We start from the raw sequence: 26,110 nt of genomic DNA, 5'->3' as shown, positions 1-26,110 counted from the left end.
CAGCCCGGCCGTCCCGGCCCCGGACGTGCCCCATCCCGGCCACCCAGCCCAGCACCCACGAGAGGACACCCGAGCATGAGGGGATTCACCGACACCGCCGCCATCGTCACCGGAGCCGCCCAGGGCATCGGCGCCGCCACCGCCCGCCGACTCGCGGCGGAAGGCGCGGCCGTCGCGGTGGTCGACCTCAACGCCGACCGCGCCGCCGAGGTCGCCGCCGACATCGAGCGCACCGGCGGCCGAGCCCTCGCCCTCGGCTGCGACGTCACCGACCCCGACTCGGTCCAGACCACCACCGACCACGTCGTCGCGGAGTTCGGCCGGCTCGACATCCTCGTCAACAACGCCGGCATCACCCGCGACGACCTGCTGTTCAAGATGACCCTGCCCGACTGGAACGCCGTCCTCACCACCAACCTCACCAGCATGTTCCTCTGCACCCAGGCCGCACAGGCACACATGGTCCAGGCCAGGTCGGGACGCATCGTCAACCTGAGCAGCCGCTCCGCCCTCGGCAACCGGGGACAGTCCAACTACGCCGCCGCCAAGGCCGGCGTGCAGGGGCTCACCGCCACCCTCGCCCTCGAACTCGGCCCCTTCGGCATCCGCGTCAACGCCGTCGCCCCCGGCTACGTCGCCACCGACATGACCGCCGCCACCGCCCGCCGCGTCGGCTTCGAACCCGAGAAGCACCAGGAACGCGCCGCCGAACAGATCCCCCTGCGCCGCGTCGCCACCCCCGAGGAAATCGCCTCCACCATCACCTTCCTCGCCAGCGACGACGCCTCCTACGTCACCGGCCAGACCCTCTACGTCAACGGCGGATCCCGCTGACCCGGCACACCCCACCCACCCCACCCACACCGGAGGTCGCCAGGTGAACCTCACGTTCAACGACGAACCGAGGACAGCCCGCCCCGAGCCGCCGACCCGGCGCACCACCCGGACCGGCCCACCTCCCCGCAGCGCCCGCGCGACACCGCCCCGCCGGACGCCCCCAGCCGCCCCCGGGGGTGCCAGATGAGGATCTTCGACTCGCCCGCCGCCCTCCTCGACGCCACCGGAGACCACCTCGGACCCGGACCGGCCACCGTCATCGACCAGGAACGAGTCGACACCTTCGCCGACGTCACCGACGACCACCAGTGGATCCACACCGATCCCACCCGCGCCGCGCACGGCCCCTTCGGCGGCACCGTCGCCCACGGCTACCTCACCCTGTCCCTGCTGCCCTCGTTCATCCGAGGGCTCTACCGGGTGCGGGGCGCCAGACTGATCGTCAACTACGGCCTCAACCGGGTCCGCTTCCCCGCGCCCCTCCGCACCGGGGACACCGTCCGCGCCACCGCCCGCCTCGACCAGGCCCACCAGGTCGGCGACGCCGTCCAGGTCCACCTGCTGGTCACCATCCAGGCCGACGGCGCCGACAAACCCTGCTGCGTCGCCGAATCCCTCAGCCGCTTCTACCCCGAGGAGGAGGCGTGACCGCGACCCTCTCCCTCACCAGCGTCCTGCGCGAATCCGCGCTCCGACACCCGGACAAGGTCGGTGTCGTCGACGGCGACAACCGCGTCACCTACGCCGAACTCTGGCAGCGTTCCCTCCGCTACGCCGCCGCCCTCCGCGAGCTGTGCCCCGGACCGCGTCCCACCGTCGCCCTGCTGGCCCCCAACACCGTGGAGTTCCCCACCACCTACTACGGGGCCCTCGCCGCCGGCTGCGTCGTCGTCCCCGTCCACCTGCTGTTCACCGCCCCGGAGATGGCCCACGTCCTGCGGGACAGCGGAGCCGACCTGCTCGTCTGCCACCACGCGCTGGCCGCCGTGGGCGCCGCCGCCTCGGCCGAGGCCGGCGTCCCCCTCGTCACCGTCGGCGGCGCCCCCTCCGGCGGTGACGCCGGCATCCCCGCTGACGGGGCGGCCGACGGGTCGACGCCCGTCCCGTCGCTGGACCAGCTCGCCGACACCACCACCCCCCTCCCGGTGGCCGAGACCACCGCACCGGAGGACCCGGCCGTCGTCCTCTACACCAGCGGCACCACCGGCGAACCCAAAGGCGCCGTGCTCACCCATCTCAACCTCGTCATGAACGCCACCATCTCCGCGTTCGACGCCAACGAGGTCCGCCACGCCGACGTCGTACTGGGCTGCCTGCCGCTGTTCCACACCTTCGGCCAGACCGTCAGCATGAACGCCTGCTTCCGGGCCGGCGGCACCCTCGTCCTGCTCGCCCGGTTCCACCCGGACACCGCGATCGACCTGATGCTGCGGGAAGACGTCGACGTCTTCCACGGCGTCCCCACCATGTACGTCGCACTGCTCGCCGCCGCCAGCCGACACGACCGGCTGCCCGCGCTGCGGCTGTGCGTCTCCGGCGGCGCCGCCCTCCCCGTCCCCGTGCTCGAAGGGTTCAGCACCACCTTCGACGCCCAGATCTACGAGGGCTACGGGCTGTCCGAGACGTCACCGGTGGCCACCGCCAGCCAACCGAGGTTCGGCACCCGCGCCGGAACCGTCGGCCACGCCATCTGGGGCGTCGAGGTGGAGATCGCCGAACTGGAGGACCCGGAACGGATTCGCCTGTTAGGGGAGGGGGAGCTCGGCGAGATCGTGGTGCGCGGCCACAACGTCTTCGCCGGCTACCTCAACCGCCCGCAGGCCACCGAACAGGTCGTCGTCGACGGCTGGTTCCGCACCGGCGACCTGGGCACCAAGGACGCCGACGGCTTCGTCCGCGTCGTCGACCGCAAGGGAGACGTCGTCATCCGGGGCGGCTACAACATCTACCCCCGCGAGGTGGAGGACGTCCTGGCCCGCCACCCCTCCGTGCGGCAGGTCGCCGTCATCGGCCTCCCCGACCCGGTGTACGGGGAGGAGGTGTGCGCCGTCGTCGTCGCGGAGGAGGGCGGCGAACCCGTCACCGAGGAAACCCTCGTGTCCTGGTCCCGGCCGCTGCTGGGGAAGCACAAGTACCCCCGCCACGTGCGCTTCGTCGACGAACTGCCGCTGGGCCCCTCCCACAAGGTCCTCAAACGCGAACTGCGCCGGAGACTCGCGGCGCAGCCGGGCGCGGAAGCCGGCTGAGCCGGGTCATCCGCCAGCAGTTCACGGCCTGTGGGAGTACCGGGGGACCTTCGAGGGAAGGCGCCTCAGCACCCGAACCCGGCATCGCCGACGGGCGGAGGGCGGCTGGCCGCCGGTACCCCCGCTCCACGCGTTCCTCCTGCCACCGCCGGGCTGGCATCGACATCGGGTGCGGGTGGTATCCGCCGTTTCCCCGAGATCGAGCCGTCGAACGAGAAGCGGAAACCCGCTCTCGCGCGCCGGCTGACCACCGCGACGCCCTGGTCATGACGCTGACGGCCATGACCAGGGGTCGCCGTGCCGGTCGCAGGACAGCCACCGAGCCACCGGCGGCGCTTCGTCGCACACTGGGCGCTTCGGCGCCATTACCCTGGCCGTGCCGTACCGCTGGTCCACGATCAGCCCAGCGGCATGCCGGGAGTCCACAGCGCCGCCGTCCGACGTGTCGCCAGCCTCGGAGCGTTCGCGACATCCGGGGCTGGCAGGGACAACAGCGCGGACACGGTGTCCAGAAACGCTCCTTCCTCGCACCACACCACGTCGGACGGCGCGGGCTGCGAGGATGTCCGCATCCGGGCAGCCAGGCAGTCGTCCGGCCCGCTGACGTGCAGGTAGTCGCCGTACGCGCCTCGCGGCCGCTGACCGAACAGGGTCCACGGAACGTAGCGATCCCCCGGAGCATGGCGGAACACGAAGCCGTGTCGCACCAGCGCGCCCAACGCCGCGTCAACCTGTGCCGTCATGCCGCCCCCGATCACGACCCCGGCGGCGCCGAACACGCAGCCGCCAGACCCGGTACCGGATCTCCACCGCGTCCCGAACACGCTGGGAGCGGGCCACGACCCAGCCCGCGGTCAGCAGTTCCGCGAGCACCGCGCCACGGAGCACCGCCCAGACGACGTCGTACGCGGACGTTCGGCAGCTCCGACCGAAGGAACGGGCGCGCGCTGCCGACAGGACGAGCCTGGACCTCGTCCCTTCCAGCGAGGCAAGCCGGCCACCCGGCCCGGGGCGGGGTTCCGGCCTGCTGTGGAAGCGGCTTACGCGCCTCGGTGTCGGGCGGGTGGCATCGAACCGTGTGAGCACAGGCGTGAGCGGCGGTGTGATGGGTAACGTCACGCTCAACTCTCCTCAGTCAGCGTCGCTGAAGAGTGATCGTGTCCGCCTGCTCTGAGGCGGCCGAGATCAGCGACGACGCGAGTGGAAACCGACTTCGTCAGTTCCTCGGAGGCGCGATGAACCCGAACCGCTGAACGTCGTTCAGTGTTCCGTCGAGGCGGGGGCCGAGCCTCGCCTCGACGTTGGCCGATGGCAGGGCGTCAGACCACCAGCTCCTGACGACCGCGATGACACAACCAGCAGGAGCCCCGAGGGCATTCCGGACCAGCCCGGCACTCCTGGTCGTTGAGTTGGAACTCCTCGTAGGAGCGATGAGGACCAGGACGTGCCCCATCTGCGGGGCCGAGGTGTCCTGTTGGAACTCCTCGTAGGAGCGATGAGGACGCGATTGTCGTTTTCAGTATGGAGTACGTGCGGGCGTTGGAACTCCTCGTAGGAGCGATGAGGACGGGCACCGGGGACACGGGGCCTGGTGCAGGCACCGTCCGTTGGAACTCCTCGTAGGAGCGATGAGGACCCGAGAGTAAAGTCGCTGGTCACAAGGTATCTACAGTGGGATTCTGGGGGCTGTTCTGCAGCGAACCCGAGGTTTGACATCCGACCCGGGGGGTTCGCTGAAATGAGGTGGTCACAGGATATCTGGCGGCTCGTCGTCCGGGCGTCCCCATGCCTGGCGTTGCGGGTCGGTGCCCGGCGGGAAGGTGTAGACGAGGATGTGGTCGTAGTCGGCATCGATGCGCTGCCGCAGTTCCTCGCGGAGGCGTACGAACTGGGCCGCGCTGAGTTCCCCCTCGAACACGCTCCGCTGCTGGTGGCGCAGGTACCTTCGGCACGTCCGCAGCACACCGGCATTGCGTTCCGCCGCCGTGTCGTACACGAGAATGGTGTACACCCTCACCACCAGATCCGGAACGGTTTGTACGGCGTGCCCTCAAGGCAGGTTCGGGTCAGCGCGAGCGCGTCAAGGTAGATCAACTCGTCGTACGTGACCTTGCGGCCGAGCGTGCGGTGGTTGACGCTCTCCGCCAAGTCGTCGCGCACCGTCTGCACGATGAACTTCCGGCCCGCCTCGCTGAGCATCGCCTGGTTGCTTCCCACGTCGAAATGGTGCTTCTTCAGCTGTTTCCGGTTGGCCAGGCGCAGCAGGATGCGCTCGGCGAACAGCGGCTTGAAGACCTCGGCGAGGTCGAGTGCCAGGGAGTGGCGGTGTCGTTGCGTGCTGGCGTGGAGGAAGGCGACTCCGGTGTGCAGCGGGGTGAGCCTCAGCCCGGTCAGGATCCGCGCGTACACGGTGCCGTTGATGAAGCTGATGACCGCGTTGCCGGCGTTGCGGGGCGGCCTCCTACTGCGTCCGTCGAGCTGGAGCCAGTCGGGCAGCTTGGTGTCGAGGGCCTCCCACGCGCTGCGTCGGAAGTTGCCTTCGGCGGCCATGAGCTGTTCGCGGGTGGTCGCCGCCTCGAGTGCCTCGGTCAGGACGCCGTAGGGCCGGGTGAGGAGCTTGCGGTCGATGACGCGGCGGATGTTGAACGCGGCGGTGTCGACGAGGCTGCGGGCGATCGTCAGGGACTCCCCGTCGTCGCTGGCGATGCGCGCCTGGTTGAGCGCCACCGTTCCTGACACCGAGGTCTCGGCGGGCAGGAAGGAGCCCGCGTAGTCGCCGTAGTGGGAGAGGATGTGGATGGCGACCCGGTGCTTGTTCAACAGGCTGATCATCGAGGTGTTGAGGTCCACCTCGGCCAGCGCGATGATGTCGCGTACATCCTTGATGGGGACGAAAGCCGGGGGCTTCCCCTCGCGTTCGACGCGGATGCTGTCGTCCTGGCGACGCAGTCGGCACGGGTTGAGCAGCCAGTAGGTTCGGGAGGCCGCTGGCATCACACGCTCCAGCAGTAGTCGCTGTAGCTACACCCTCGGCAGCGGCTCTTCGGGAGGCGCGGAGGTGATTCGGGGAGGGCGATCGTGGCGACGACCTGTTCGATGTCCTCGGACGCGTGCATGTGTTCCTCCTCCGTATAGGGGAACCGTTCGGTTTTCCGTGGTGACCGGTAGTGGAGCACCGCCCCCTGCACGTCGACGCCGACCCTGGTCAGCTGGTGGCAGTAGTGGCGGGCCTGGGCTCGGTCGGCTTCACGGCGTTTGTCGGAGTGCTTGACCTCGTGCACCCACAGCTGGTTGTCCAGGTGGTCCAGGGTGGCGGCCCCAAGGTCGACCGGGCTGAACCGGGAGTACGAGATGTCGTGGATGGCGGTGCCCAGCGCGACCGTCTCGCTGAGCTGTTCCGGTCGGAAGCCCCGGGAGTACAACCAGAGTTGGCGCCGGCAGTGGTACAGGTACTTGATGTGGACTCCACCCACATCGTCGGCGCTGATCACAGAATCTCTCCTGGTTGGTAGCGGGTTTCCCTCACGATGCCCTTGAGGCCGAGCTCCGGGTGGTAGTCGCCGTTGATGACGGTGATCCCGTGCCGGCGGTCGAAGTGGCCGCTGGAGCTGAGGTGGACGGGTAGCGGCAGCAGGAACCGGGAGGCGAGGAGGGCGCCCTGCCCCTTCTCGCCCTGGCGCCGGTCGGCCTGGTAGTCGGCGAGGTCGTCGCTGAGGATGGCCTCGACGCCGTCGAAGGTCGCGAAGAACTCCTTTCGCAGGCCCTCGCGGTCCGCGAACGGGCTGCGGAAGTCGAGGTAGTCCTCGTCGAACCGCTCTTGGGAGACCAGCACCTCCTTCTCCCAGGTGTCGCCCCACGGCGAGTCGTAGATGGCGTTCAGCCACTGCTGGGCGTCGGCTTCGTCGATGGTCTCCCCGTCGTGGTTCTGGAGGGCTGCCCAGCACAGGCGGGTGGGGACCTCGTCATACACTCCGTCAGCCCAGGTCTCCTCACCTCCGCCGCGCCGCCTCCGGTACTCCGGCTCGCACACCCACACCGACGCGGGTGCTCGTTTCCCACGGCGGTTGACCCGCCCGAACCGCTGCAACAGCGCCTCCAGCGCTGCACCGGAGGTGTGCAGGACGTCGAAGTCGACGTTGAGACTCACCTCCACGACCTGGGTGGCCACCAGGAGCCCTCGGGACGACCGGCGATCCGTCCCGAACAGCTCGAGAATCCGCTTCTCCTTCTGGGCGCGGTCGCAGTTGCGGAACCGGGAGTGCAGCAGCACCGCCTCCCCACCCTGTTCCTTGGCCACCGGCCCGAGCAGGTCGTAGAGGTCCAAGGCGTCGGCGACGTTGTTGGCCACCACCAATACCGCCTGACCGGCGTGGAGATCGGCGGCGATCCGGTCGACCGACTCCGGCGAGGTGAGGTGCCCGCCGCCGATTCGCAGCCGGTGGCGCGGTGTGTGGCGCACGCCGGCGAACCCGTCGACCACGTCCAACCGGCCGGCGATGGTGTCGCGCAGGATGCGCCGGAACCGTTCGGGCAGTGTCGCACTCAGCACCCCCACCCGTCCTCCCAGTTCCTGTGTCCACAGCCGGATCATGGCGAGGAGCATCCCGAGACGACGGGGTTCGTAGGCGTGCAGCTCGTCGAACAGGAAGACGCTGTTCACGGTGTCGGCGAGGGTGGACGAGTCACCCGGACCGCCGAACGCGGCTCGCAGCAACTGGTAGGGCGTGGTCACGCGGAACAGCTCGCGGTGGGTGCGGCTCGCGTTGACGTGGTCCAGCGCGGTGGCGGCGTCGTCGACGGTCGGTTCGGGGCGGTCATCGGAGCCGGCGGCCCGGGCCTCGATGAGTTCGTTCAGGTGGAACATCCCCGCCCTGGAGTGCAGCACCCCGACGTCCTCGACGCCGTCCTCCTCCTGGAGGCGCAACGCCATCGCGTTGATGGACGCCAGGAACGGGAGCACGTAGAACACGCGGGGCAGGGCGTTCCGCTGCTCGGCGACCTGTCGCCACGCCGCCTCAGCCCACAGCAGGCCGCCCTCCGTCTTTCCGCTGCCCGTCGGCGAGACCAGCAGCAGGTGGTGTGCCGCGGTGGCTTCCTCCTGGGCGCGGGTCAGGCGGTGCCCAGCAGCCGCCAGCCGGACCCGAACCCGGTCACCGTAGCCGCGCAGGGGCTCCCCGGTGAGCAGTTCGCCATGGGCCGAGGCGACGTGGTCGGCCATCGTGACGACACCCTGGAGCAGGACCCAGGGCAGGCCGCCCTGCTCCGTCCCCGGATACCACCAGTCCTCGGCGAGATCACGGAGCAAGGTCAGGGTGCCTGCGCGGATGTCGTCACGGGTGAGCCCGCCCAGCCGGCTCCGATCCACCGGCAGACCCACCCGGGCCGCCGCGTCGGCGAACCAGGCCGCCAGCGCTCGCACCGTCCCGTCGTCCTCGGCGACGGTGAAGGCCTGCCCCAACGCCTGCTGGTCCTGGGAGAGGTTGTCCGGCAGGATCGAGCGCGTCGCGTCCCCGTGCAACGGACGGTGGTGCGTGACGACCGCCGCCGCCACGCGACGGCGAACCTCCTGATCGGTGACGAGCAGGTCGACGAAGCCCAACGACAGCACCTCGTGCCGCAGGCCCCAGCGGGTGTTCGTCCGCACCTGCCGCTGAAAACCGGGGTCGATCTTGCCGCCGTCGTGGAGGAGCGCGGCCAGCTGGACGGCGGGCCACCAGGACTCGTCCCAGATGCCGTCAACGACGCCGATCCTGGCTCGGATCAACGGCACCACCGCCGACGTCCGGGCGCTGTGTTCGGTGAGGCTTTCCCCGGTCGTCGCCTCCTTCGCCGGGCTCTTGGCCCACAGGTGCGGCAGGTCCTCCGTCACGAGCGTGCCTCCACTACCTCGGGATGGGTCGGGGGTAGGGGTATGACGGCCTGACCGTCGTGCGTGGACCAGCCATCGCTCAGCACACCCCGGGCGGCGGCCGCATCACTGGAATGCCGGTAGTCGTCCCACCGCATCCGGGCCCGGTCCACGCTGATCGCTGTAGTGAGCCGTAGCCGGGTACCGACCGCGTCCGGGCGGTCCACGAGCAGCGCCGTGCCCTGCCTGCCCGGCTGCTCCCGCAGGTCCACCCACGCGGCCCGTGCCGAACAGAGGTCCTGGCTGCGCCCCAGCCGCAGCGGCCACACCGGCCGGCGGAACCGGCGGTACCACCGGTCGAGGTCCTCGAACAGCCAGACCGTCAACCGGACACCCCAGAGGTAGTCGCGATCCTTGGGAACCGGACTCGGTTGCCTGACCCCCTCAGCCAGCGGGTGGAAGGTCTCCAGGTCCGTTCCATGCCCCTCGGCGTGGCAGCACAGCGCGAACCGCGTGTCACGCGGAACCTGGCCCCACCCACCGGCGGCGGCCGCCAGCAGACCCCCGACGGTGGAGGGCGGAGGGCAGGGCAGCCCGACCTGGAGCCCGGGGTACAGCGGATTGCGGAAGGAGGCCACCGAGGCGTCGAAGGTGACCTCCAGAGCCGGGACACTCACGAGCGGTCCTCGAACCAGGAATCGAGGTCGCCACCCTCCAACTCCGCCGCCAACTGGCGGAGAACGACGCGGGGGTGGTCGAACACGACCTGCCCGGAGTCGACAAGATCCTTCAGTTCGCGTTCCGCCGCGTCCCGCTGCCTCTCCAGGTAGCCCGGGGCCCACCCGATGCGCACGGGGCCGTCGAGTTCGTCCTCCCACGCCCGCATCTCCGCCCGCAGCACGTCGAGCGCGACGACGGTTTCCCCCAAGTCGTGGCGCAGCAGCCGGGTGAAGGGGTTGTTGCCGCCCTTCACGGGCGCCAGGATGACCAGCGCGGGTGACCGCTCACCGTAGTGCAGGGCCTGCTTCGCCCCGCCCCGCAGCTCCGCGAGCGTCCGCCACAACACGGCAGCGCGGCGCCGGCGCTCGGCGAGGGGCAGGCGCAGGGCCTGCCCGAACCGGAAGTCGATCTCCTCCGCCCCGTTCACCCGCGCCTCCTTCGCGGCGTCCGGGTTCAGATCGGGCCGGTTGCCCTGCCCTTCCAACTGGAAGGTGCCGAGGCGGGCGAGGTCCAGCAGGACGGGGCAGGCCAGGTCGCCGGTGTAGTGCTCGTGTTCGTGGATCACCGGGTCCGCGCCCACCTCGAACCCCCGGCTCATCGTGCCGAAGTCGTGGGTGACCTGCCGGGGTGCCACGGACACGGCCGTACCCACGGCCAACACGGTGTCCCGGTTGAAGGACTTCTTCTCGATCGCGACCATGTACCCGAACAGGTCGTCGTCGAGGTACAGGTCCCCGCGCCCCTGGGTATGGGCCTGCTGCTTGGCGCCCTTGCCGGAGCGGATCACCGGCGAGCGGGCCTCACCGGGCGGTAGCGAGTCCCGCCACCACCGCCGGACCGCCTGCGCCGACACGTAGGGGAAGACCCGGTTACCAACCCGGGTCGCCTTGACCTTGCCGACGTTGTCCTCGCCGCGACCGTTGTTCGGCGCCCCCGCCTTGATCTCCAGCACCAGGGTGCCCACCAGGTACGTCACTCGTCGTTCTCCTTGTCCTCGCCGTCGGTGTGCAGGGTGTCCTCGATCGACCGGGTGTCGTCCGAGTCAGGGCGGTAGCCCTGGGAGTGGAGCTCGTGGATCACTGCGACGAACAGCAGGTTGCGCCGCAACCACGCCTGCTCGTCCGGTTCGAAGAGCCACCTCAGGTGAGTGGGCGTGACGAAGGGCTCGGTGGTGTCGATCAGGGAGGTCAGTTCCTCGCGGTCGCGCCACAACAGCCATTCCACGGCACCGTCGTTGAACCACTTCCGGAACGTGGTCGACTTCCGGTACGCCACCACGAAGGGCTTGACCTTCTTCCTCGTGGCCATCATGAGGGCCGCCGTTCGTTTGCCGAGGCCCTCGATCTCCTGGAGTTCGCGGTCGTTCACGTGCAGGACCTTTCCTACGAAGGAGCGGAGCGCGCCGACGAGCTGCCTGATCTCGTCACGCGTGTCGGGTGCCGAGGTCAGCAGGGGGCCCAGGTATCGGAGGACCTTCGCGGGCAGCCTTCGCGGGGACCGCACCAGCTCACCCGCCAGCGCCGCCGCACCGGGAACCTTCTCCGAATGGCACGCGCGTTCCAATGAATTCCAGGGGTCCGACGTCTTGTCCTGTCGGACGGCGTGAATCCACTCGACGAGCGGCTGGTCCATACGCTGTTCGGTGAGTTCCTGCTCCTGGTTGTTGTTGGTGAAGATGATGAGGGACACGTCCGACCGGACCGGGTGCCCGTAGGCGCGGATCCGGTTCACGAGCAGGCTCTCCCGGACGTACGCCGGCCATTTGCTGGGGGTGACCGAAACCCTCCCGATGCGTTTCCGGGTGTCCTCGACCTGGTGCCGAGTGGCGAAGGAAAGGAAGTCCTCGTCCCAGGCGTGGGTGATCGTCGCGCGACCACCCTGGAAGTGGCACGCGTAGGGCAGGGCGTAGAAGCTGCCCAGGCAGGTCCGGCACAGCGGCATCCCGTCGTGACCGACGACCGTGGTGTTCCGGTACTCGGTGGACATCGCCAGCGGCACGTCCACCTTCCCGTAGAAGCCGCACGCCCGTCGCCCGCACAGCGCGCAGGGCGCCTCGGGCCAGGACTCCGGCGGACGCGGAGTCCGCCATTCGACGACCGCCTGGCCGCGCTGGTCCGCGCTCAGCTTCCGCAGGCTCGGGATGTTCATCTTGCTGTTGGGCCACAGGGCGTAGGAGGCCGACAGGAGGAACGCCCCCGGCTGCTTGGCGTCGGTCTCCCGCGTCGCCGCCACCGCGTCCTCGGTCATGCGGTTCCACACGCGGAGGAACCTGTCCTCGGAAACCCGCCGCGGATGTGACTCCTTCGCCAGCACGGCCAACGCGAACGCACCCACCCGTTGCAGGGGGTGGGCCGTCAACTCGACCAGGAACGGCTCCCCGGTGCTGGTCGCCCGCATGTCGGCCGCGGTCACGTCTCCACCGCCCCGAAACCGGCGATGTTCGCCGCTCCCAAACCCCACGACCACACGGCGGCCAGGGTGTCGGGAGACCCCACCAAGGTCACCCCAACCGCCGCACCCACCTTCGCACCGACGGTGTCGCCCTGGCCAACGGCGAAGGACCTCTTCGGGCCCACCCGCCATACCTCGGTCAACGAGATCTCCGGGTCCAACCCCAGCGTCTCGGCCTTGCGGCGCAGATTCCGGACGAAGAAGACGTCCCACTCCGGCTCACCGGGCAACAGCCACCGCTGCGACCGGAGCCGGGCCCCCGCCGCATCCCGCGCGGGCGGCCCCTTCACCACCACCGGTGTCGTCGTCGCCAGGCGCGCCGAGCCGTCCGAGAACTCGGGAGCCGGCACGCTCACCACGTTCTGGACCCGCAGCGCGACACCGCCCCAGTCCAGGACCCGAGCCCCGGCAAGGCCGGCGGCCAACGCCTCGATCACCTCGGGCAGGGGGCTACCGAACTCCAGCGTCCCCTCACCGCCCGCCGCGTAGCGACCCCGTTGACGCCGCGCTCGTGGGAAACGGGGAGCCCCACACCCCACCGGCACGAGCCGGTGGGGACCGAACCCGGCGCTGTGCAGCTCGGCGCCCAACGCGGGGGCGTTGTCCCCCAACATCTGGTAGACGATTCCCCGTCCCGGCCGCAGAACCTCCGCCCACGGAATGCCGGGGGCTGTCGTGGTCACCGTTGCTCGCAGTCGCATCGCACCTCCAATCCGCTGTCTTCGGGAGCAGTGACTACCACACGCCGCCGACCGGGGGAGTGAGGTTACGGCAGGCCATGAATTGGGTGGATCATTCGCTGAGAACCGTTTCGTTGTTTGGGGAAAATTTCCGCCGTCAACCTCGTTGTGTCCGACCGCCGGTAACTGTCCGCAGGTGGAAATTCAGGCGCTGGGGGCACTCGACCTGCGGTTATGGCGATCTGGGTGTCGATCGACGCCCGTGTGGTGAGTGCGTATCGCCATCCCCGGTGGAGCCTCTGGATCGCCTCCCTTCGGGCGTCGCTGAGCCGCGAGTAGGGCTCCGTGCGCTCGTTCGGGCCGGCGTCCAGCGATGCCATCAGTTATTTTTCCGCCAGGGGCTACCGGTCAAGTTTCACCCACTTGGCCCAATCCGCGGCCGTGCCAACTATCCAGGTGATCTTGCTCTTTCAGCGAACCCCCCGGGTCTCGCGCAGCGAGTGAGGTTCGCTGAAATTTCGGCCGCGAGCAGGCACCCTCAGTAGTGGGAGCTCAGGATTGGCGGTAAGGGGTACTCCAAATGGCGGTATTCGAGCTTTGGGCCCTCGAACGGAGGCAACGGCAGGGTCAAGCTGCGGGGTGCTGGCATGGATCTCCTCGCCCGCGAGCGAGGCGCAGCCGGGCACCGTTGACCCTGCTGGATCGTGGAGCGCCGCTGGCATGGACTCGACTCGCGGCCTGAGCCGTCTGCCCCTTCTACGGTGACTTGGCAGCCTCCGCGTAGCCGTGATGCGGAGTCGGAGTTGCGCCCCTGCGGAGACCCAGTCCGTGGCCCTGCTGGAATCCGTCGCAAGAGCTAAGCCACACCTGGTGACCATTCAGAACCAGCGTGGGCTGAGCTGAAACTCGCCCTAGGACCGATGAGGACGAGATCCGGCGCCGTGTCTGACCTCGTGTCCAGCCGGATGGAACTCCTCGTAGGAGCGATGAGGACGTGGCGCTGACGCCGGACGCGCGGGACGCGCAGGAGTTGGAACTCTTTGTAGGAGCGATGAGGACCCGCGATCGAGGACCAGATGGGCCTACCTCCCCGGTTGGAACTCCTCGTAGGAGTGATGAGGACGCCGGTCTCCCGGTGGCGGGTGGCCGCCCACGCGGCGTTGGAACTCCTCGTAGGAGCGATGAGGACGCCCGGTCGTCGGGGCGGCGTCGTCGTGTTCGCCGGTTGGAACTCCTCGTAGGAGCGATGAGGACAGGTCGAGCCCACCGTGGACCCGGTGGGCAGCATCATGTTGGAACTCCTCGTAGGAGCGATGAGGACGAGGCGGCGAACCGGTGCACGCGGATCTCGGCCTCGTGTTGGAACTCCTCGTAGGAGCGATGAGGACCTGCGCGCCGAGCTCGCCGCGGTGCGCGCCGAGCGGTTGGAACTCCTCGTAGGAGCGATGAGGACTCGCGAATCAGGACTGCGATTTCCGCATCCACCTCGGTTGGAACTCCTCGTAGGAGCGATGAGGACGGGGTCCATGCGGCCGCCGCAGTCGGCCAGCCACGCGTTGGAACTCCTCGTAGGAGCGATGAGGACTCTCGGCAGTAGCCCGCTCGCGGGCAATCCGCAGCGTTGGAACTCCTCGTAGGAGCGATGAGGACTCGCGGCGGGTGTCGTCAACGCAACGTCCGCCACGTTGGAACTCCTCGTAGGAGCGATGAGGACCACGACGACGCTCCGCCGGTCCTCCGATGGGAGCAGTTGGAACTCCTCGTAGGAGCGATGAGGACCCGAGAGTAAAGTCGCTGGTCAGGGCCTTCTTGCACGGTGCTTTTGGCGCCGCTTTTGCAGTGAACCTGAGGTTTGACATCTGACCCGGGGGGTTCGCTGAAATCTCCGTGCGCAAGCCTACCGTGCGCGTCGCGCCCAACCCGCCCGGTGCTCGGCCGCCAGCCCGCCCCCCGGCCGCCGCAGGATGTCGAGCTCGCAGGCGGGTGCGGCCGGCCACGCGACACAGGCAGCCGGGCGAGCGCATGCAAGGCTCGCGTCGTGACGGTCTCGCAGCGACGGGCAGCTCCCGGAGCGGGCCTCGCTGTCGTCCGCTCCACCTCGCGTTGTGCCGCGCCGCACTGGTTGCTCCACGAGCAGCCAACCGTCGGTGTCCACAACAGAACTGGCGACTGGCCGCCAGCAGAGGAACGAGACACCGGATCGGATGGTCCTCACCAGCATGGGAGAAGCCTACGCTGGCGTACGGCAGCGGCGGGTTCGTGCGGCGAAGGGGACCTCGGTGAAACTCGAAGACGACCTCATCGGCACGAGGATTCGGCAGATCCGGCACTGGCGGGGCATGACCGCGTCCTCGGTCGCTGGCCCTGCCGGTATCAGCCGGTCCTACCTTTCGCGGATCGAACTCGGCGGGCGTGCGGTGAGTTCACGGTCGTTGCTCGAAGCGCTCGCGTCGGCCCTGCGGGTCGCCCCCTCGGCACTGACGTCGGAACCGCACAAGACGCTCCGCCGTGGTGACCAGAGCGCACACGATGTCATCCAGTCCTTGGACAGCGCACTCACCTCCGCGATGCCCGGAGAACGGCCGGAGGACACGACGCCGCGCCCGCTTCCCGCGCTGGCGGCGGCCATCGACGGCGTCAACGCTGCCCGCCACGCCTGCGACTACCCGGCCCTGGCGGATCTCGCGCCGCGCCTCGTACGTGAACTCCTGGTCCTGTACGCCTCGGGGCCTCATCGGCGACAGGCCGGTGAGTGGCTCGCCTCCACCTACCAGGCGATCATGGACGCGGCGAAAGCACTGCACGGTGTGGGGCTGCCGGCCCTGGCGTACACGCACGTCAGGACGATCGCCGAGGATCTCGACGATCCTCAGCTCCGGGGGCTGGGCTACTGGATGCGTGGTCAGGCGTTCGGTCCTGGCCGGCGACGTGAACAGGTGGCTTTCTCGGCCGCTGCGGCCGGATCGCTGGAACCGCACATCGGCGAGCCGGGCGTGCTCGAAGCGTATGGCCAGGTGCACCTCAACGCGGCGCTGGGGGCGGTAGCCTCGGGCCAGCATGATGTCGCGGACGCACACGTTCGGGAGGCTAGGGACGCGGCGCGACGAGTGAGCGGCCCGGGGTCTCCGTGGGCGGGACTCTGGTTCGGCCCTACCAACGTCGCCGTCTGGTCGCTGGTGATCGCCTCGGAGAAGAAGGACATCGGCGCCGTGGACAGGATCGCGGGGCAGATCGACATTGACGTCATTCCCTACGCGGGGAGGCGAGCGGCGTTCTACTCGGAGTGGGGACGTGCGGTGCTCTCGGAGACCCGCTCCCGTGAGCGGGGCCTCGCGCTGTTGCTGAAAGCCGAGAAGCTCGCCCCCCACCGCGTCCGCAACCACCCCCTGGTCCGGGACGCGGTCAGCAGCCTGCTCGTGCGGTCGCGCAGGGAAGCCGGTGCTGGCGCGTTGCGGGGCCTCGCCCTTCGGATGGGAATCGCGACCTGACCAAACCCACCCTTCCCGGTCAGGTTGGTAGCTGGACACGGTGTGGCACTTCCCCTCCGCAGCGCACTGCGGTGTCACGCCGATCACGATGACGGTCCGCTGTGTCGTCGGCGTGCGCTTGCGGGCGTGCGAGACGGGGGTCGGCCGGCGCCGGCCGCCTGCCGGGGTCGGCTGGTGACGGCTGGCCAGCTGGCCGTCCTCGCTGTGACGTGACCTGTGGCACGGCGACGGCGATGGCGTCCGTGTTCGCGTTCAGCAGGCGAGGCGGAGAAGCCCGACGTCCTGGGGTGCCGGTCGCCAGCCGTTAGGTGAGCGCGGCCCGCCGTACACCTCGGGCGGCGGCTCGGCCGGTGGTCCGCCCGGGAACCGTCACCGCCGTCCAGTGTCCCCCGCAGGCCCGGTTCCGGTGCGGGCTGGCGGCACCGCATCGCCGGGCGCACCTCCCAGCCGTGCGGCGGAACGGTTCCCGCTCAGGGGCGCAGGACCGGGGCACCCCGGCGCGCTCACCGGCCGCCCCGGCCCAACGCGGTGGGCCACGTCGCACCAACCTCAGCACACCCCTCTCCCCGTTCCCCTCACTCGCCGAGCAGGCGTTGGGCTTCCAGGGCGAGGGCGAGTTCCAGCAGGTCGCGCTGCCGGTTCAGGGACCGCCCGCTGAGCTGTTCGTAGCGGCGCAGCCGGTTCAGCACGGTGTTGCGGTGGCAGAACAGCCGGGTTCCGGCGCGCAGCGCCGATCCGTCGCAGTCCAACCACACCTCCAGGGTCGACAGCAGGACCTTCCGGTCCGGCGGGTCGAGGTCGAGGACAGGGCCGAGGGCCCGCCGGGTCAGCGCGGCCGACAGCTCCGGGCAGCTCACCACCATCGCCGAGGGCAGGTGGTCCTCCAACAGGGCGACCTGGGCGTCGTCCTCGCAGGTCCGCAGCGCGGTGTCGGCGAAACGGCGGGCCGCGCCCACGGCGGCCAGCTCCTCCACGGCCGGGCTCACCCCGACCCGGCAGCCCCGGGGGACGGTCAGGGCGGCGGCGAGGTCGGCGACCGCCACGTCCCCGAGCTGGACGATGCCCAGTTCCTCCTCCACCCCGGTGTGCCAGATGATCCGGGTTCCGGGGACACCGACCCGCAGGCCCGGGTCGCGGAGCACCGCCCGGCCCTGCCCGGCGACGACCACCACCGCGTACCGCGCCTGCTGGGGGAGGTCCAGGGCGGCGGCCACCGCGGGCACGTCGGCCAGCCTCGTGCTGCCGTCCAGCAACGCCCCCACCAGGGCCCGCAGTCGTTCCTCCCGGCGCCGGGTGAGTTGGCCCTCCACCTTGCGGTAGGCGTCGGCGAGGAGGCCGCAGTGCTCGTCGACGAAGTTCCACACGTCGGCCGCGACGTGCACCAGCAGGTGCACCCGGTCGGGGTCGCTGCGGGTGGTGGCGTCGACCAGCCCCTGCCACACCACGCCACCGCCCAACCGGAAGGCGTGCAGCAGGGCGTCGAGGGGCAGCCCCTGCTCGGCCCGTTCGGCTCCGATCCGCCACGAGCAGCGGCGGGCGGACTCCCGGGTCTCCCGGGGGGCGAGGATCGACCGGATGTTGTGCTCCAGCGATTCGTGCACCTCCCGCCACAGGCCGTCGAAGTCGGTGGCGGCCGACCGGTAGGCGGGTTCCTGTTCCCGCAGCAGCGCGACGAGGTGGTCGGTGAGCTGGGGGAGTTCGCTGAGCAGGCTCCTGGCGGCGTGGTGGACGACGGCGACGGCTTCGGCGCTGGCGCGGGAGCGGATCGGCGGGCCGGCGGCGGGTAGTCCGGGGAGGGCGTGCGGGGCGCGGACCGAGGTCCTGCCGGTGGCCGGCCCGTGGGGGCGGGCGCGTGCGTCCGCGTGCGGCCGCCCGCCGAAGACGGTGCGGCCGGTCGGTTCACCCGGGGTGGTGGGGTGGCGGAGCGGCGACGCGGGTCTGGTCACGGGTCTCACCTCGTCCTGTGTGGAGGGGCAGGGCGCGGCCCTGGGGCAGGGACGGTGGTCGGGGTGCGGCCTCGCCGCCCTCGCCGAGCGGTGCGGGCGGTGAGGGCGGCGAGGGTTGGCGGCTGGCCTGCGGGGCTGCGCCGGTGGGAGGACGGGGCCGCGAACGGCACCGGACCCGGCATCCAGGGGCAGGGGACGTGGTGCGCCGGCTCGACGGGCCGGGTCACGCGCCCGCCTCCTCGGCCTGGCCGCCCGGGCGGGAGGGCAGGGACCGTCGGCGCGGGGCGCTGGTCTCGGATGTGGGACGCGGTGGTGCCTCGCCGCTGGTCGTGGTCGCCGGGTTCCTGGGCCGACCGAACACGGGTTGTTGTCCCGGTGGCAGTCGCCGGCGGGGCGCGGTGGCCAGGGCGGTCACCGACGCCTGCCCGGCCGCCTCCCGGCCGGTGGGGTGCCGCCCGACGGCGACGCCGACGCCGACGCCGCTGGCCGCCGGGGTGTCGTCGCGGTCGGAGCCGCCGTTCGACAGCAGCAATGTCAGCTCGACGCGGGAGCGCACCCCGAGGGTCGCGAAGACGTTGCGGAGGTGGTGGTCCACGGTGCGCGGGCTGAGCCGCAGGCTCACCGCGACCTCCCGGTTGGTGTTACCGGATGCGACGGCGCGGGCGATCCGCAGCTGCTGCGGGGTGAGCCGGTCGGTGTCGACCGTCCTCCGGCGACGGCCCGCGAGGTTGACGGCCCGGGGCGGCGAGTCACCGACCGCGCGGAGCTCGTCGCGTGCCCGGGTCGCCCACTGCCTGGCCCCGCACAGTTCGAACAGGACGAGCGCGGCGCGCAGCTGGTCCCGGGCGGCTCCGGGGCTGCGGCGCCGGCGCAGCGCCTCCCCGTGGAGCAGGCGGGTGCGGCCCTGTTCGAAGCCCTGGCCCGCCCGTTCGTGCAGGTCGATCGCCTCCCGGAACAGGGCGTCCGCGCCGCTGTCGTCGGCGTGGAGCAGGGCGCGGCAGCGCAGCGCCTGTGCCCGCCGGTCCGGGTCGCCGGTGGCCGCCGCCCAGCGTTCGAACCGCCGGAGCGGGGCGTGGACGCCGTGGGTGTCGCCGGCGAGGACGGCCGCCTCCACCAGCGAGGGGACGGCGAACTCGCGGGCGGCGAAGTGGCCGCGTGGCCCGCTGCCGACCAGCAGCGGGCGGAGCCGGTCGGCGGCCGTCTCGGGCCGGCGACCCGCCAGGTCCAGCATCGCCAGTGCCCAGGTGGCCAGGGTTTCGGCGAACACCAGTCCCCGGGCGGCGGCCTCCCTGGCCGCCCGGGCCGCGTGGTCGTGGCAGGACTCCTCCTCCCCGAGCAGGGCCGAGGTGAACGCGAGGAGAGCGCGGTGGTGGGTGGCCTGGTTGGGCTGGCCGGCGCGGTGGGCGGCGCGCAGCCCGGCGGAGGCGTGGGAGTGGGCGCGGGCGTGGTCGCCGAGGACCAGTTCGGTGTGGGCCAGGTGTTCCAGCGCGATCGGGATCAGGGCGGCCGGCCCGCCGGCGCGGGCCGAGGCCAGCGCTCGGGCCGCCGCCGTCGCGGCGTCCCGGGGGCGGCCGGCGGCGAGGGCGGCGACGGTGGCCGCGAACAGGGGGACGGCGCCGTCGAGCTCGCCGTCGAGCATCCTGCGCAGCAGGGGGGTTCCTTCGTGGGGCCGGCCGCGCAGCACGGCCGCCAGTCCGCCCGCGTAGTCGGCCTCCCAACCCGAGGGGTGCCGGCCGGGCCGTGGCGGGTCGGGGGGTTGTCGTGGCGCCGGGAGTGGGCGTTCGGTGGCCTCGGGTGGGGTGCGGGTCCCGGGGAGGCCCGGGTGCCGGTGGACCGTCCAGGACGGTGTCGGTCGCACAGCCGAGCGGGGCGCCTCGCACCAGCTGACCAGCCCTCCTCCCGGGGGGTGTGGCCGGGCGGCCGCCGGGTGAGCCCAGGGCTGGGTGTGGGCGGCCGCTCGGACACCGGCGAGGCGCGCCGCGAGGCGGACGTCGGGGAATCGGGGCGCCCTGGGCAGCCGGTGCCCCGAGGTCGGGGCGGGCGGGGTCTCGGCCGCCGGGCGGTTCCCGGCCGTGGACGGTCCGGGTGGGTCGTCGGCCGCCGCGTGGTCGAGGGCGGCCAGGTGCCGGGGGAGGTCACCGCTGGCCCAGCTGGCCGCCAACCGGTCCATGAGCGCCGCCCGCGCCAACGGTCCGCCGTGGGGGCGCAACAGGGCGGCGGCCAGTTCCAGGGAGGCGTGCGCGTCGGAGACCACCCCGCCGCGCAGTTCCAGGGCTCCCCGCACGAGTTCCCGGCGGCCGACCACGTCGTCGTCGGCCGCCGGCAGCTCCGGGGCCGTCAGCAGCGCCCAGGCCCGGCGGGGGTCGCCGGCGAGCCAGGCGTGGTCGACGGCGGCGAGGACGCGGCGGGCGCGGCGGCGGGCGTCGGTGGTGAGCCGTGCCGCGCTGGCCAGCGCGGTGGAGCACTGGGCGTGGTCGAGCAGCGGTCCCCGGCCGGTCGGGGAGTGCCGGTCGACGGCGCGGGCCAGGGCGGCGGCCAACCGGTCGTCCGGGCCGACGGTGGCCGCCGCCCGGTGGCACAACCGGCGGAGACCGCCGGGCCCGGGGTCGAGGACGTCGGCCACCACCGCGTGGGCGGCGCGCAGGTGGGGTCGCGGCGCCTCCCGGTAGACGGCGTCCCGCAGGTGGGGGTCGCGGAACCGGACGAGGTCGCCGTCGACGACGAGGAGCCCGGTGTCCTCGGCCGGGTCCAGGCAGGACGGGGACAGCCCGGCGCGGCGGGCGGCGCGGTGGAGCAGGTCCAGGGCGGGTGGCCCGTCGAACACCGTCGCGGCGGCGGCGACCAGCACCAGCCGGCGCGTGTCGGCGGGGAGGCGATCCAGGGCGGTGGGAGGTGGCCCGGCGCGGGCCGCGGGCGCGAACGTTCCCCGGGCCGGCAGTGGTGCGACGCCGCCGGGCGCACCGGGCGGCGTCGGGGGCGGGTCCACTCCGGGCGGTTCCTCAGCCGGGCGCGGCGGACCCGGGGTCGGGGGCGGCGGGTCCGTGGGTGCGCCCGCGCCAGCGGTCAACGGCTCGGCTGCCGCCGCGTCCGACGCGGCGAGCGGTCCAGCGGGGTGGCGGGCCGCTGTGGCGGGGCCAGCCGCCACCCGAGGCTCCGACCCGGCAGGTGGGCCCACCCGTGGCCGGGTGGTCACGGGTGGGGTGGGGCGGGACGCGGGCGGCGGCGGAACCTCCGGGGCGGAGCAGGCAGGACACCGAGGTGGGGGCGCGGCGGTCCGCGCGGGCGTCCGGGCACGACCGCGTGCCACGGTGCGCGGTCGGGTGACCGCCAGGGCGTCGTCGCCTCGGTCGTGGATGCGGAGGCCGACCGAGTGGACAGGCTTTCCGATCACACCGGCCAAGTTACGCACGCGTGAACTCCGGCGGAAGACCGCCGCTCGGCCCGCCTCCCGGGTCCACTGTGCGCCCGCGAGCCGGTCGTGAGCGGTGTTTCCCCAGGGCGCGGCGGGTGTGGCGACCGAGGGGGCCGCGCCGGTGCCCTCCGCGTCGTCGTCGCGTTCTGTGCCCTGTCACATGGCGGCGTCGTCCCCGGTTGTGCAAGGCGCCAGAAGCCGCCGGCCCCGCTGTACAGGGGAGGTGGCCCGTGGTCAGGTGGGATGGCCCCGGGCGGCATCCGCCGGGCCGGGGCCGGCGAACCGCAGCCGTCGCCGGCCTGACCGGCGCCGCTGCCGGCGCCACCCCGGGCCCGTCGTCCCTCCACCCGACCGGACGACCGGACGACCGGACCCGACCGTCCCGTGCCGGTCCGCCCAGCCGGAACACCCCGCCCCGGGGCCGGCGGCCGGCGCACGGCCGACGCCCCCGATCCCGCCGCCCCACGCCCCGCCCGCACCCGGAGGAGACCATGCCCGAGGCCGTCATCGTCGCCGCAGCGCGCTCCCCCATCGGCAGGGCCAGGAAGGGGTCGCTGCGCGACGTCCGCCCCGACGACCTCGCCGCCGCGATGGTCCGCGCCGCGCTCGACCAGGTCCCCGAACTGCCCGTCGAGGACGTCGAGGACCTCTACCTCGGCTGCGGGAACCCCAGCGGCGAGCAGGGGTTCAACATCGCCCGCGTCGTGGCGGTGTCGCTCGGCCTGGACGCCCTGCCCGGCGCGACGATCAGCCGGCACTGCGCCTCGTCCCTCCAGACCACCCGGATGGCGTTCCACGCGATCCGCGCGGGGGAGGGCCTGGCCTACGTGTCCGGCGGCGTCGAGTGCGTGTCCCGCATCGCCCGCCCCGCCGACGCCCAGGCCGGCGGGCGGGGTGAGAACCCCCGCTACGCGGCGGCGATGGCCCGCTCGGCCACCCGCGCCGGCGGCGGAGCCCCACCCTGGGAGGACCCCCGCCTGTCCGGTGAACTGCCCGACGTGTACCTGGCGATGGGGCAGACCGCCGAGAACGTCGCCCAGCACCGGGGGATCAGCCGCCGCGAACAGGACGAGTTCGCGGTGCGCTCGCAGCGGGCCGCCGCCCGTGCCCTCGACGACGGGTTCTGGGCCGAGGACATCACCCCCGTCACCCTCCCCGACGGCACCGTCGTCGCCGCCGACGACGGCCCCCGCCCCGGGACCACCCTGGACCGGCTCGCCGGGCTCGCCCCCGTGTTCCGGCCGGACGGGACCGTCACCGCCGGGAACTGCTGCCCGCTCAACGACGGCGCCGCCGCCCTGGTGGTGATGGACGAGGACCGCGCCGGGGACCTCGGCATCACCCCGCTGGCCCGCATCCGCTCCACCGGGGTGTCGGCGCTGTCCCCGGAGATCATGGGGCTGGGGCCGGTGGCGGCCTGCCGGCTCGCGCTGCGCCGCGCCGGGCTCGGCGTCGGCGACCTCGACCTGGCCGAGATCAACGAGGCGTTCGCCGCGCAGGTCATCCCCGTCCACCGCGACCTGGGGCTCGACGAGGACCGGCTCAACGTGCACGGCGGCGCGATCGCCGTCGGCCACCCGTTCGGCATGACCGGGGCCCGGCTGACCGCCACCCTGCTGCACGGCCTCCGCGTCCGGGACGGCCAGTTCGGCCTGGTGTCGATGTGCGTGGCCGGCGGGCAGGGCATGGCGATGGTCGTCGAACGCCTCTCCTGACCCCGGTGCGGTCCCGGCGCCGCCCACGGGCCGCACGTCACCCGGAGGCGAGGCACCGCCGACCACCCACGACCCATCCCGACCACCCGACTCCCGAACACCCCGAGCGCGTGGAGGACGCCGTGCCAGCACAGCCCCAGCTGCTCGACCAGCTGCCCCCGGACCGCCTGTACCTCGACGGCCGGTGGACGGCCCCGCGCACGTCGACGCCGATCGACGTGGAGGACCCCGCCACCGGGGAGCTGCTCGGCCGGGTCGCGGCGGCCGGCCCCGAGGACGTGCACGAGGCGGTGCTCGCCGCGGAACGGGCCTTCCCCGCCTGGGCGGCCCTGGAACCGGGTGAGCGCGCCGACCACCTCGACGCCCTGCGCTCGGCGATGGCCGACCGGGCCGCCGACCTCGCCGAGCTGGTCACCGCCGAACTCGGCACGCCGATCCGCTTCTCCCGCGCCGTGCAGGTCGGACTGCCCCTGCGGGTGTTGGAGTCCACCTCGGCCCTGCTGCGCGACCCCGGATTCGCGGCCCCGGAACGGCTCGGGCACTCGCTGGTCCTCCGCGACCCGGTCGGCGTCGTCGGCGGCATCACGCCGTGGAACTACCCGCTGCACCAGGCCGTCGCGAAGATCGCCGGCGCGTTCGCCGCCGGCTGCCCGGTCGTGCTCAAACCCAGCGGCCTCACCCCGCTGTCCGCCCTGGCCCTGGCGGACCTGGCTGACCGGGCCGGGCTGCCACCGGGGGTGCTCAACGTGGTCCCGGGTGGCGGCCGGGTGGTCGGGGAGGCCCTGGTCCGCCACCCCGGGGTGGCGGTGGTGTCCTTCACCGGGTCGACCACCGCCGGCGCCCGGGTCGCCGCGCTCGCCGGGGAACGCCTGGCCCGCGTCGCGTTGGAACTGGGCGGCAAGTCCGCCTCCGTGGTGCTGCCCGGCGCCGACCTGGCCCGCGCGGTGCGGAGGACAGTGGACAGCTGCCTGCTCAACGCCGGGCAGACCTGCACCGCGCAGACCCGCCTGCTGGTGCGCCACGACCGGTACGCCGAGGCCGTCGACCTGGCCGTCGCGGCCAGCCAGCGGTACCGGCCCGGTGACCCGACCGACCCGGAGACCCGCCTGGGGCCCCTGGTCTCGGCCGACCACCGCCGCACCGTCACCGGGCACATCGCCCGCGCGGTCCACGACGGCGCCCGGTTGGCCGTCGACGGTCGGGACGCCGCCGGGCCGGACGGGCGCGGCCACTACTGCGGGCCCACCGTCGTCGTCGACGCCGACCCCGCCGCCGCCATCGCCCAGCAGGAGGTGTTCGGGCCGGTCCTCACCGTGTTGCCCTACCGGGACGAGGAGGAGGCCGTCCGCATCGCCAACGGCACCCCCTACGGGTTGGCCGGCGCCGTCTGGGCCGAGGACGACGACACCGCCACCGCCGTGGCCCGCCGGCTGCGCACCGGGCAGGTCGACATCAACGGGGCACCGTTCAACCCGGTCGCGCCCTTCGGCGGCTACGGCCACTCCGGGTACGGGCGGGAACTGGGGCCGCACGGAATCGCCGAGTTCCAGCAGCTCAAAGCCGTCCAGCTTCCGCTCTGACCACCTCGACCCCACGGGCCCCGGCCCGTCCCGGTCGCCGCGACCCCACCCCGCGAGGGAGCACACCATGCCGAGCACCGCCGTCGGCGCCGTCCTGCGCGCCACCGACCAACCGCTGCGGGTCGAGGAGATCGAGCTGCGCGACCCCGGCCCGTCGGAGGTCCGGGTCCGCATGACCGCCGCCGGTGTCTGCCACTCCGACCTGTCCCTGGCCCGGGGTGTGCTGCCCCACCACCTGCCGGCCGTGTTGGGGCACGAGGGCGTCGGCGACGTCGTCGAGGTGGGGGAGGGGGTGACGGGCCTGCGGGTCGGCGACCAGGTGGTGCTGAACTGGTCACCGCCCTGCCGGGACTGCTGGTTCTGCCGGGGCGGCCAGCCCTACCTGTGCCAGGCGTCGCTGCGGTACGCGACCCGCCCGCACGCCGTGGGCGCCGACGGCCAACCTCTGTTCCCAGGGCTGGGCGCGGCGGCCTTCGCCACCGAGACGCTGGTGGCCGAGGACGCCTGCGTTCCGCTGCCACCCGGCACCCCCGCCGTGGAGGCCGCGCTGCTGGGTTGCGCCGCCCTCACCGGCGTGGGGGCGGTGCGCAACGCCGCCCGTGTCCGCCCCGGTGAGTCCGTGGTGGTCCTCGGGCTGGGCGGGGTGGGCCTGTGCGCGGTGCAGGCCGCCCGCATCGCGGGGGCGGCCCCGGTGATCGCCGTGGACCCCGCGCCGGACAAGGCCGCGCTCGCGGAGTCCCTGGGGGCCACCGAGGTGCTCGAACCCGGGCCGGAGCTGGCCCGGCGGGTCCGAAGGCTGACCGGGGGCAGGGGCGCGGACCACGCCGTCGAATGCGTCGGCCGCGCCACCAGCATCCGCGCCGCCTGGGACGTGCTCCGCCGTGGCGGGCGGGCCACCGTCGTCGGGCTCGGCGAGCGGAGCGACACCCTGACCCTCAGCGCCGCCGAGGTCGCCATGCTGGGCCGCACCCTCGCCGGCTGCATGTACGGGGACTGCGACCCGGCCGAGGACCTGCCCGTCCTGCTCGGCCTGCTCGGCGCGGGAGCCCTCGACCTGGGGTCCCTGGTGGACCGGCGGATCGACCTCGCCGAGGTGGAGGACGTCTTCGCCGACCTCGACCGGGGCCGGGGCGCGCGGGCGGTCGTCGTGTTCGACCAGGGCGACCAGGGCTGAGCGCCGGCCCGGT

Annotated in this window: 18 protein-coding genes and 1 CRISPR repeat array; of the genes, 7 read left to right on the top strand and 11 right to left on the bottom strand. The window is 72.5% G+C overall.

All coding sequences use genetic code 11. The features are described from left to right. Positions 1 to 75 precede the first annotated feature (75 nt). The 3 genes from fabG (at position 76) to C1701_RS01385 (ending at position 3,083) form a co-directional block, all read left to right on the top strand. Positions 76 to 834, top strand: a complete 759-nt coding sequence (gene fabG / locus C1701_RS01395) for a 3-oxoacyl-ACP reductase FabG (RefSeq protein ID WP_026420456.1) — start codon at positions 76 to 78, stop codon at positions 832 to 834. Positions 835 to 1,020: 186 nt separating this feature from the next. Beyond that, positions 1,021 to 1,485, top strand: a complete 465-nt coding sequence (locus C1701_RS01390) for a MaoC family dehydratase (RefSeq protein ID WP_026420455.1) — start codon at positions 1,021 to 1,023, stop codon at positions 1,483 to 1,485. Beyond that, complete coding sequence (locus C1701_RS01385; protein WP_103055367.1) at positions 1,482 to 3,083, top strand: long-chain-fatty-acid--CoA ligase; 1,602 nt, start codon at positions 1,482 to 1,484, stop codon at positions 3,081 to 3,083. Before C1701_RS01390 ends, C1701_RS01385 begins: the two co-directional genes overlap by 4 nt. A gap of 398 nt (positions 3,084 to 3,481) precedes the next feature. Here the strand turns inward: C1701_RS01385 and C1701_RS01380 are convergent, their stop codons facing one another. The 9 genes from C1701_RS01380 to C1701_RS01340 all read right to left on the bottom strand — a co-directional run bounded on the left by C1701_RS01380 (position 3,482) and on the right by C1701_RS01340 (position 12,803). After that, on the bottom strand, positions 3,482 to 3,826 hold the full coding sequence (locus C1701_RS01380) for a hypothetical protein (RefSeq protein ID WP_337662065.1): 345 nt from the start codon (positions 3,824 to 3,826) through the stop codon (positions 3,482 to 3,484). Between the two features lie 1,004 nt (positions 3,827 to 4,830). Next, positions 4,831 to 5,094 (bottom strand): CRISPR-associated endonuclease Cas2, encoded by a 264-nt coding sequence (cas2, locus tag C1701_RS01375; protein WP_026066200.1) that lies wholly within the window; start codon positions 5,092 to 5,094, stop codon positions 4,831 to 4,833. 2 nt (positions 5,095 to 5,096) lie between these two features. Further along, positions 5,097 to 6,077: a type I-B CRISPR-associated endonuclease Cas1b gene (gene cas1b, locus C1701_RS01370; RefSeq protein WP_103055365.1), complete on the bottom strand. Its 981-nt coding sequence runs from the start codon at positions 6,075 to 6,077 to the stop codon at positions 5,097 to 5,099. After that, positions 6,077 to 6,574: a CRISPR-associated protein Cas4 gene (locus C1701_RS01365; protein WP_026420451.1), complete on the bottom strand. Its 498-nt coding sequence runs from the start codon at positions 6,572 to 6,574 to the stop codon at positions 6,077 to 6,079. The genes cas1b and C1701_RS01365 overlap by 1 nt, the downstream gene beginning before the upstream one ends. Continuing rightward, entirely contained in the window at positions 6,571 to 8,952 is a 2,382-nt protein-coding gene (locus C1701_RS01360) for a CRISPR-associated helicase/endonuclease Cas3 (protein WP_103055364.1), read from the bottom strand. Before C1701_RS01360 ends, C1701_RS01365 begins: the two co-directional genes overlap by 4 nt. Then, entirely contained in the window at positions 8,949 to 9,608 is a 660-nt protein-coding gene (gene cas5, locus C1701_RS01355; protein ID WP_103055363.1) for a CRISPR-associated protein Cas5, read from the bottom strand. Before cas5 ends, C1701_RS01360 begins: the two co-directional genes overlap by 4 nt. Continuing rightward, positions 9,605 to 10,627, bottom strand: coding sequence for a type I-B CRISPR-associated protein Cas7/Cst2/DevR (cas7i, locus tag C1701_RS01350; protein WP_026420449.1), 1,023 nt, complete (start codon positions 10,625 to 10,627; stop codon positions 9,605 to 9,607). Before cas7i ends, cas5 begins: the two co-directional genes overlap by 4 nt. Continuing rightward, positions 10,624 to 12,063, bottom strand: a complete 1,440-nt coding sequence (locus C1701_RS01345) for a hypothetical protein (protein WP_103055362.1) — start codon at positions 12,061 to 12,063, stop codon at positions 10,624 to 10,626. The genes cas7i and C1701_RS01345 overlap by 4 nt, the downstream gene beginning before the upstream one ends. Next, positions 12,060 to 12,803, bottom strand: coding sequence for a CRISPR-associated endoribonuclease Cas6 (locus tag C1701_RS01340; protein WP_026420447.1), 744 nt, complete (start codon positions 12,801 to 12,803; stop codon positions 12,060 to 12,062). The genes C1701_RS01345 and C1701_RS01340 overlap by 4 nt, the downstream gene beginning before the upstream one ends. A gap of 877 nt (positions 12,804 to 13,680) precedes the next feature. Continuing rightward, positions 13,681 to 14,561: direct repeats of the CRISPR family, unit length 30 nt; unit sequence GTTGGAACTCCTCGTAGGAGCGATGAGGAC. A gap of 500 nt (positions 14,562 to 15,061) precedes the next feature. On the opposite strand from C1701_RS01340, the gene C1701_RS01335 reads away from it, so the two are divergent. Beyond that, on the top strand, positions 15,062 to 16,270 hold the full coding sequence (locus C1701_RS01335) for a helix-turn-helix domain-containing protein (protein ID WP_337662064.1): 1,209 nt from the start codon (positions 15,062 to 15,064) through the stop codon (positions 16,268 to 16,270). A 575-nt stretch (positions 16,271 to 16,845) separates the two neighbouring features. On the opposite strand, the gene C1701_RS01330 is transcribed toward C1701_RS01335, so the two are convergent. Together C1701_RS01330 and C1701_RS01325 are read right to left on the bottom strand one after the other, a co-directional pair. Beyond that, positions 16,846 to 18,216 carry a PucR family transcriptional regulator gene (locus C1701_RS01330; RefSeq protein ID WP_337662063.1) on the bottom strand — a complete coding sequence of 457 codons (1,371 nt, stop codon included), beginning with the start codon at positions 18,214 to 18,216 and terminating at the stop codon, positions 16,846 to 16,848. Positions 18,217 to 18,439: 223 nt separating this feature from the next. Further along, positions 18,440 to 21,202: a helix-turn-helix transcriptional regulator gene (locus C1701_RS01325; protein ID WP_103055360.1), complete on the bottom strand. Its 2,763-nt coding sequence runs from the start codon at positions 21,200 to 21,202 to the stop codon at positions 18,440 to 18,442. Positions 21,203 to 22,119: 917 nt separating this feature from the next. Between C1701_RS01325 and C1701_RS01320 the strand changes: the two genes are divergently transcribed. The 3 genes from C1701_RS01320 (at position 22,120) to C1701_RS01310 (ending at position 26,097) form a co-directional block, all read left to right on the top strand. Continuing rightward, positions 22,120 to 23,343 (top strand): acetyl-CoA C-acetyltransferase, encoded by a 1,224-nt coding sequence (locus C1701_RS01320; protein ID WP_026420444.1) that lies wholly within the window; start codon positions 22,120 to 22,122, stop codon positions 23,341 to 23,343. Between the two features lie 122 nt (positions 23,344 to 23,465). After that, positions 23,466 to 24,923: an aldehyde dehydrogenase family protein gene (locus tag C1701_RS01315; RefSeq protein ID WP_337662062.1), complete on the top strand. Its 1,458-nt coding sequence runs from the start codon at positions 23,466 to 23,468 to the stop codon at positions 24,921 to 24,923. 67 nt (positions 24,924 to 24,990) lie between these two features. Continuing rightward, positions 24,991 to 26,097 carry a zinc-binding dehydrogenase gene (locus C1701_RS01310; RefSeq protein WP_103055359.1) on the top strand — a complete coding sequence of 369 codons (1,107 nt, stop codon included), beginning with the start codon at positions 24,991 to 24,993 and terminating at the stop codon, positions 26,095 to 26,097. Positions 26,098 to 26,110: the final 13 nt, after the last annotated feature.

The organism is Actinoalloteichus sp. AHMU CJ021 (genome assembly GCF_002895405.1).
Lineage (GTDB): Bacteria > Actinomycetota > Actinomycetes > Mycobacteriales > Pseudonocardiaceae > Actinoalloteichus_B > Actinoalloteichus_B caeruleus.
Note: the sequence above shows the minus strand (reverse complement) of the source record. Positions and strands in the feature narration are given on the sequence as shown.